This window comes from Luteitalea sp., assembly GCF_022842525.1.
GTDB lineage: Bacteria > Acidobacteriota > Vicinamibacteria > Vicinamibacterales > Vicinamibacteraceae > Luteitalea.
Window position 1 is genome coordinate 1 of the sequence record NZ_JALHPM010000251.1, and the last position, 7369, is coordinate 7369.

Annotated in this window: 9 protein-coding genes and 2 tRNA genes; 5 read left to right on the forward strand and 6 right to left on the reverse strand. The window is 68.8% G+C overall.

Going from position 1 to position 7369, the window contains the following annotated elements; genetic code table 11:
- Together Q0C41_RS28300 and Q0C41_RS28305 are read right to left on the reverse strand one after the other, a co-directional pair.
- A partial coding sequence (locus tag Q0C41_RS28300; protein ID WP_291989831.1) for a hypothetical protein occupies positions 1-319 on the reverse strand: 319 nt, incomplete at its 3' end.
- Entirely contained in the window at positions 316-1023 is a 708-nt protein-coding gene (locus Q0C41_RS28305) for a hypothetical protein (RefSeq protein WP_291989834.1), read from the reverse strand. The genes Q0C41_RS28305 and Q0C41_RS28300, both read right to left, overlap by 4 nt.
- Positions 1024-1166: 143 nt before the next feature.
- Between Q0C41_RS28305 and Q0C41_RS28310 the strand changes: the two genes are divergently transcribed.
- Together Q0C41_RS28310 and Q0C41_RS28315 are read left to right on the forward strand one after the other, a co-directional pair.
- A complete protein-coding gene (locus Q0C41_RS28310) occupies positions 1167-2006 on the forward strand; it encodes a sugar phosphate isomerase/epimerase (RefSeq protein WP_291989836.1) in 840 nt (279 codons plus the stop codon).
- Between the two features lie 60 nt (positions 2007-2066).
- Positions 2067-2143, forward strand: a tRNA-Arg gene (locus tag Q0C41_RS28315).
- A gap of 448 nt (positions 2144-2591) precedes the next feature.
- Here the strand turns inward: Q0C41_RS28315 and Q0C41_RS28320 are convergent.
- A complete protein-coding gene (locus Q0C41_RS28320; RefSeq protein WP_291989837.1) occupies positions 2592-3353 on the reverse strand; it encodes a DUF1080 domain-containing protein in 762 nt (253 codons plus the stop codon).
- 172 nt (positions 3354-3525) lie between these two features.
- Positions 3526-4488 carry a TIM barrel protein gene (locus tag Q0C41_RS28325; protein WP_291989839.1) on the reverse strand — a complete coding sequence of 321 codons (963 nt, stop codon included), beginning with the start codon at positions 4486-4488 and terminating at the stop codon, positions 3526-3528.
- Positions 4489-4749: 261 nt separating this feature from the next.
- Between Q0C41_RS28325 and tadA the strand changes: the two genes are divergently transcribed.
- Complete coding sequence (gene tadA / locus Q0C41_RS28330) at positions 4750-5229, forward strand: tRNA adenosine(34) deaminase TadA (protein WP_291989841.1); 480 nt, start codon at positions 4750-4752, stop codon at positions 5227-5229.
- 15 nt (positions 5230-5244) lie between these two features.
- Here the strand turns inward: tadA and Q0C41_RS28335 are convergent, their stop codons facing one another.
- Both Q0C41_RS28335 and Q0C41_RS28340 read right to left on the reverse strand, forming a co-directional pair.
- Positions 5245-5631 (reverse strand): VOC family protein, encoded by a 387-nt coding sequence (locus Q0C41_RS28335; RefSeq protein ID WP_291989843.1) that lies wholly within the window; start codon positions 5629-5631, stop codon positions 5245-5247.
- A gap of 10 nt (positions 5632-5641) precedes the next feature.
- Positions 5642-6481: an AraC family transcriptional regulator gene (locus tag Q0C41_RS28340; protein ID WP_291989844.1), complete on the reverse strand. Its 840-nt coding sequence runs from the start codon at positions 6479-6481 to the stop codon at positions 5642-5644.
- A 105-nt stretch (positions 6482-6586) separates the two neighbouring features.
- On the opposite strand from Q0C41_RS28340, the gene Q0C41_RS28345 reads away from it, so the two are divergent.
- A complete protein-coding gene (locus Q0C41_RS28345; protein ID WP_291989846.1) occupies positions 6587-7177 on the forward strand; it encodes a hypothetical protein in 591 nt (196 codons plus the stop codon).
- Positions 7178-7243: 66 nt separating this feature from the next.
- Positions 7244-7334: transfer RNA gene (locus Q0C41_RS28350), tRNA-Ser, on the forward strand.
- Positions 7335-7369 lie beyond the last annotated feature (35 nt).

Below are 7369 nucleotides of genomic sequence, written 5' to 3' on the forward strand. Positions count from 1 at the left end.
CGCCGCCATTCACCACCGAATCGAGCGCGGCGACGATGCGGATCGAGCTGCTGAGGCGAAGGACGAGGCGCTCGAGTTCGGCCCGACGGAGTCGTTCGACTTCCGCGAGGGCGCGGCGTGTCTGCTCGGCCCGGTGCTGCACGACCCAGGCGACCTGCCGCTGCGTCTGGATGCCGACGACGAGCAGCCCACTGAGCCCGAGGATGCCGACGCTGCCGACCAGCGCTGCCAGCAGGCGCACCCGGAAGCTGACGTCGCGCAGAGGCCGCCGCAGCAGCGTGCCGAGTCGCGAGCCGCGGGCGGCCGCAGCGCCGCTCACGGCGAGAGGGTCACGGTCGCCGTGCCACCCTCGGGGACCAGCACCTCGGCCTGTGCGCGACGGTCGAACGTCTCGACCACCACGCGGTGGCGTCCTGCCGGCACGTCATCCAGGTGGAAGCGCCCGTGATCCGGCAGCAGCGTGTAGTGGGGGTTCTCCACGACGAGGACACCGGCGCGCATCCACTTGTGGACTTCGCAGAGCACCTTGACGTAACCGGGTCTGTCGAACACGACGGTCTTGGCCTCGCCCTTCGGATACCGCCCGAGGTCGAACCGCCTGGCGCGCGAGTACGAGAAGACGTTGTGGAACAGGGGATCGCCGTTGGGGAAGTTGACCCGGGCGCCCACCGGCACCACGAGCAATGGCGGCTGGAACGCTTCGCCCTTCTGCGTCAGGGCCAGCGGGCCCGAGGGCCGCGCCGCGGCCGTGCCCGGCATGGCGCCGAGGAGGTACACGACGGCGGGCACGTCCTGGACGTCGCGCGCCTCGCCGGTCGAGGACTGATAGCGGTCGCTGGTCCTGGTGGCTCGACGATCCGGCAGCGTGACGGTGCCCTCGATGCGTCCGGTGCCGGCGCGCGCGACGGTCGTGCCATGCGCGGCACGCATGGGCGGTGCGGCCGTGCCGGTGAGGACGGCGAAGGCGCACGCCGCCAGCGCGATGCCGAGGAGCCTGAGTCCGCGCGAAGGTGGGGGAGTCATGGGGACGCGTCGAGCCTCGCCTGCCAGCGGCGAGGTCAGGCAGATGCTAGCAGAGCATGTGCGGCGCGAGGCGTGGCGGCGCGCCGCGCGGTGTCGGTGCGGTAGCATGCGCCATCTCGGCCGATCGTCGGTCGCCACGCGACGTGCGTCTCTGCCTCCACACCACATCGTCCGCTCCGGCGGGATATCGACGGGCGCTCGAGGGATGGGCCAGGGCGGGCATCACGCAGGTCGAGCTGCACGCCACCATCGTCGAGGACTTCCTCCGGGCGCAGACGCGCACCGATGCGCGGGCGGTCCTGTCCGACAACGGCCTGACGGCCGTGCACGGCGCGGTGGAGATCGACGGGCTGCTCGAGCCTGGACCGCACCAGGCGGCGGCGCTGGAGCAGCTGCGGACGCGCCTCGACCTCTTCGCGTCACTGGGCATCCCGCGGGCCTACGCGCACACGGGCGGCACCCGCCGTCTGTCGATCGACGACTATGGCGGCGTCGCCGAGGCGATGCGTCGGGCGGGCGATGTCGCCGCCGCCCATGGCCTGGGCTTCAACGTCGAGTTCGTGCGCAGCTCGCCGTACATGGCGACGTTGCCGACGACGCTGCGGGTCCTGCGGCAGGCCGCTCATCCGAATGTCGGCGTGGTGCTGGACTGCTATCACTTCTGGTCGGGCCTCAATCGCGCCGAGGACCTCGACGACCTTCGCCCCGGCGAGGTCCGCCACGTGCACTTCCAGGACGTCCCGGACCTGCCGCGCGAACTGCTCGACAGCGCCAGCCGGGTCCTGCCCGGCGAGGGGGTCGCGCCGCTCGAGTCGACCTTGCGTCTGCTCGCGGCCCGGGGCTATGCCGGCCCGTTGTCGGTGGAGCTGTTCCTGCCGCGGTACCAGGAGATGGATCCCGAGGCGCTGGCCCGCCGGATTCGCGAGGTGGCCGAACCGGTGCTGCGGCGGGCGGGGGTGGCGGACGAGCCGCCCGTATGCTAGACTCCGAATTCTGTGCGTGGAGCCGACGTTCTCGTCGGGCAACCGTGCACCAGTCCCTACGCGCCCTTAGCTCAGCTGGATAGAGCGTCTGGCTACGAACCAGGAGGTCGCACGTTCGAATCGTGCAGGGCGCACCATCTTCATTGCATTCGTCTGGTCCGCCCTGCCCGCTTCAGCGGCGGTCGCCTCGCGCTGCGCCCTCGGCGCCCTGCCGTCGAATCGTCGGTAAGCGCACCATCCACGCTCCCCCTGATCCGTGTTGCCCGCCTGCCCCGGCGGGCGTGTCACGTTGCGCGCTCAGCGCCCTGCCGTCGAATCGTCGGCAGGGCGCACCATCCTCCGCAGAATCCGATCGTTGACGGGACCAGGCGGGAGCATCGCCTGACCGAGGCGCACCTCCGCGCGTTCGGCGACCAGGACCTGCGCGCGCTGCGGGCATGTGGCCCGCCGTCCCTGACAAGGCGCCGGGAGACAAGGCTGACCATGCGGTCTCGGTTGGGCGCAAGCGTCACCCAGACGACCGCCGCGATTGGCTGACGATTCAACTGGCCGAGTGCAGGGAGGTGCGATCGGCGAAAACGCAGCCTAGTTGTTCCCCTTTTTCGCGTCGATCTTGCGGATGAACACGTTCCGCCAGCGGACCTCGTCGCCGTAGGTCTGGAGCTGGATCGGCCCGCGTTTCGGCATGGGTCCCTCTTGATCAGCGAGCAGTTGGGTCTGATCTTCGCGGAGGAAGAAGTTGTGCATTCGCGCATGGTCGACGACCAGCTTGTCGTTGAGATAGACGGTCACGATGTCCCCGACCATGGTGATGCGGAAGCTGTTCCACTCACCGAACGGCTTGTCCGCCAGCACGAGCGGGTCCCTCCCCTTCGAGCCCTTCTTGTTGTTCCACAACCCGCCGGAACCCTTGTCCGCCCCGAGCTCCCACTTGCCACCAGCCTTGGTCCAGTCCCAGATCTGTACCTGCGGACAGCCGCGCAGGTAGATGCCCGAGTCCGCCGTCGGCACGGTCTTGTACTCGACCAGGAGCTCGAAGTCCTCGTAGAACTCGTTCGTGGTCAGGAAGAGCTCCTTTCCATAGCCCACCAGTTCGCCGTTCTCCACCCGCCAGTGCTTCCGGATTTCGATCCGGCTCTGCTCCTGGAGCGCCTTCAACGCCGCGGCGTCGAGTTTCATGTACTCGTCGTAGTGCTTCGTTCCCCAGCCCCACCAGCCGTCGAGGGTCTTGCCATCGAACAACGCCGTGAAGCCCTCAGGCGCCTGGTTCTGCTGGGCATGGGCGAACGGTGCGACACAGAGGAGTGCCGCGATCAATGCGGCGGCGGGGAACACGCGATGCTGCATGGAGGTCTCCTTACGCATAGAGAGAGGGGAGGCCTGTCGCCAGGCACCCGACGGCCTATCACTCTCAACCTCGAGAGTGAGGCGCCATGCCAGGGTGCCTCACTCTTGTATCGACGACAGGAAGCACTGGCCCCGGCCATGTCCTGCGGCCTGCCGGCATCTCGCACGACCATCATCCCAGTTCCGCTCCCACCGCTTCCAACAGGGCCTTGGTCAGTCTGATGCCCTCGTCCTCCGGCTTCGTACCCGAGAACTCGATGCCGAGATAGCCGGTATAGCCAGCATCCTTCACCACTGTCAGCATCCGGCGGTAGTCGGTTTCGATGCAGTTGCCCTCGGCGTCGAACTCTTGAGCCTTGGCGCTGACGCCCTTGGCAAACGGCATCATCTCGGCCATGCCCGTGTAGCGGTCGTACTCCTCGAGGCACGTGCCGCTCCAGGGGTCGCCGTCCTTGCTGTCCGTTGCGACACAGAAGTTGCCGAAGTCGGGCAGGGTTCCCACGTTGGGTTGGTTGATGGTGCGCATCACGCCGGCGAGCCACGCGCCGTTGGAGGAGAAGCCGCCGTGGTTCTCCACGATGATGTTGATGCCCGCCTTTGCCCCGTACTCGCCCAGCTTTCCGAGGCCCTCGACGGCGGCCTTGGCAGCTTCCTCGGCTTTCGGGTTGCTGCTGAATGCGTTCACGCGGATGCTGTGGCAGCCGAGCGTGGCGGCGGCGTCCACCCATTTCTTGTGGTTCTCGACGGACTCGGCCAGTTTCTTCGTGTCCGTCTCGGCCATGCCTCCCTCACTGTCAATCATGATGAGGAGCTGCTGCACACCATTGTCGGCGGCGCGCTTGTTCAGCTCGGCCAAGTAGGCGGCATTCCTGGCCTTGTCGGCAAACATCAGGTTGACGTACTCGATGGCCTCGATGCCGTACTTGTGGCGGGCGGTGGCGGCAAATTCGAGGTTGTCCAGTGTCTTGTCCTCGAGAATGGTCTTGTGCAGTGACCACTCGGCGAGGGACATCTTGAAGAAGAGCGGCCTGGCGGCTTCGCCTGGTGTGCCATCGTTGCTGGCGCAACCTGTGAGCCAGAGTGTGCCGAGCCCAACGCCGGCGTTTCTCAGGAACTGTCTTCGTTGATGTGTCATGTCACATTGCTTTCCACGTCAGCTCCGGGGGGCAGCCGCCCGTGATGGGTGCTCGTTACGGGATCGTCGGGTTCCAGCGGCCCGGTGAACGGATTGGCGAGCCAGGCCCAGAGGGCACGGAGCACATGGTACTAGCGCATCAGCACCGCACCCGCGCCCTGCCGTCGAGTCGTCGACGAGGCGCACCATCCTCCCTCGCGGTGACCTCTGCCCCCGCCGCCCTGTCCCTTGCCCCCCGTCCCTGCGTCACAATGTCGGCCGATGGCCGCTGACGCTCCTGCGCCCGTGATCGACGACCCGACCGGCCCGATGCGTGAAGCGTTGCGGCTGGCGGGTGCCGCGGCGGCGTGCGGCGAGGTGCCGGTGGGCGCGGTCGTCGTGCAGGACGGCGTCATCGTCGGGCGCGGCTACAACCGGCCGATCAGCGGCGTCGACCCGACGGCCCATGCCGAGATCGTGGCCCTGCGGCAGGCGGCCGCGTATACAGGAAAGTATCGGCTGACGGGTGCGTCGCTCTACGTGACCATCGAGCCGTGCACGATGTGCGCCGGCGCGCTCGTGCACGCCCGCATCGCACGGCTGGTGTTCGGCACGCGCGAGCCACGAGCCGGCGCGGTGGTCTCCACCGCGCAGGTCCTCGCGGCCCCTGGCCTCAACCATCGGGTCGAGGTCGTCGAGGGCGTGCTCGCCGACGAGGCGCAGCGCCTGATGCAGGACTTCTTTCGACGGCGCCGCGCCTGACCGTCGCGCCGCGTCTCAGGGCGCGCTGCTGCGCACCGGCGACGCAATCCACCAGGTGTTGCCGTTGGGGTCGATGATGCCGCCGTGGCGGTGCCCGTACGGCATGTCGGCCGGCTCGCTCTCGACGCGGCCGCCAGCGGCGCGTGCCTGCGCGAACCGCGCATCCACGTCGTCCACCCAGAGGTAGATCGCGCTGCGCGTGGCCGGCCACTTCTCGCTGGCCTGCGACACCATGACGACCGAGTCGCCGATGGCCACTTCGCCGTGCGTCACCCGGCCGTCTGGCGTGCGGTCGATCTGCCGGACCGTTCCGCCGAGACCGGCTTCGAGAAAGGCCACTTCGGCGTTGGCGTCGTCCAGCATCAGGTAGAGGTTGACGGTGCGGTAGGTCGTGTCGGTCATGGGCGCATGGTCACGCGGCGGGGGGCGCGTCGTCTTGGAGAAACGTGACGTGGTTGCGATGCGGCGTCCGGTGGTCGAGGTACGCGGAGGGCGGCAGGCCGGCGAAGGCGCGGAACTCGTGCACGAGGTGTGACTGATCGGCGAACCTGCAGTCGGCCGCGATGGCGGCCCACTCCTCGGCCTGGCCGCTGTGCGCCAGTGCGATGGCGCGCTGGAAGCGGCGCACCCGGCAGAAGCGCTTCGGCGTGAGGCCCACCTGGGCGGTGAAGCGATCGATGAGGTGTCGGGCGCTGACGCCGGCGGCCTCGACCGCGTCGCGCACCGTCGACACGGCCGGGCGTCGGGCGAAGGTCTCCAGCGCGCAGGCCACGGCTGGATGCAAAGCTCGGTCGCGCCACTGCGCCAGGAGCGCGGCTTCGAGGACGTCGAGCCGTGCGGCGGGTGAGCGGGCCTCGCACAGTCGTGTCCGCAGGCGGTCGACGACGTGATGGCCCCAGAGGGCGTCGAGGGGCACGTCGCACTCCGCGAATGCCGCGGCAGGGGGAGCCGTCAGGAACGCCAGACCGCCGGGAGCGACGCACGCCCCCACGACGTCGGTCTGCTCGTCGGTGTCGATGATCTCGTAGCCGGTGCGTGGCCCGCCGAGCAGGGAACCAGCGTTCTCCGTGCAGCGGAAGCCCTGCCGCTGGTCGTAGCTGCGCGTCCTGTTCTCTGCGAGATTGATGACGAACTGGGCCGTGCCCGAGGGCAGCACCCGCTCGAGCGCGCGCGGCCCGGCCGACGCCTGTACGGTCCAGATCACCGTGAGGCAGGTGTCGAGCGGCGAGCGCGGCCGTCGTGCGTGAAACACGCGTCAAGCGTAGCGCACGACGACGGCGAGACGTGGGGGGCGTGGCGCCTTTCGTGCGGCGTGGCGGCGCGTCGCGCGGGCACAGCCTTTGCTGAAAAGGGTTGCATGAAGCGCACCCCCTTGTTCACCAGACTCTGCACGACCGTTCTTCTCTCCTCGGGCGTCGTCCTCGCGGCCGGCTGCGGCGGCGCTGACGACCAGCCCGACGCGAACACCACCCAGGCCAGCGCGCCGGCGACCGAGGACTCGACGATGGCGCGTGGGCCGGAGATCAGCGTCACGGGCTGCCTGACGGCGAACCTCGAGGGTTCGAGCTACGCCCTCACCCCGACGCCCGAGACGGCTGCCGGGTCGGCTCCGGCCGCGGCCGCGACGCCGACCACGCCGACGGCGCAGACGTTCACCTACGAACTGGTCGGCGACGTCGAGGATTTCCGTCGCCACGCCAACACGGTCGTGACGGCGCGTGGGCGCGAAGATGCGTCGATGCGTCGCGAGGGCGACATGGAGCGGACCGACGAGGCGGAACAGCAGCCGGCCGCCGGGACCAGTCAGACGCCGACGGTGGAGACCAAGGAGGAGGTCGACGTCAACGTCCGCCGGCTCCAGGTGACCACCGTGGTGGCTACGGGGACGACCTGCCCGTCGATCGGCGGTCAGCCCAACCCGTCGACCCTGCCGCAAACGCCCCGGTAGGCGGGTGGGTGCCGGGGCTGGATGAGCGTCCAGCCCCGTGCTAAAATCTCCGTTCCTACCTCGCGCGGAGAGGTACCGAAGCGGTCATAACGGGGGCGCCTCGAAAGCGTCTAGACGGGAAACCGTCACGTGGGTTCGAATCCCACCCTCTCCGCCATCATCTAAACGCTGAAAATAAAGCACTTACGGGGC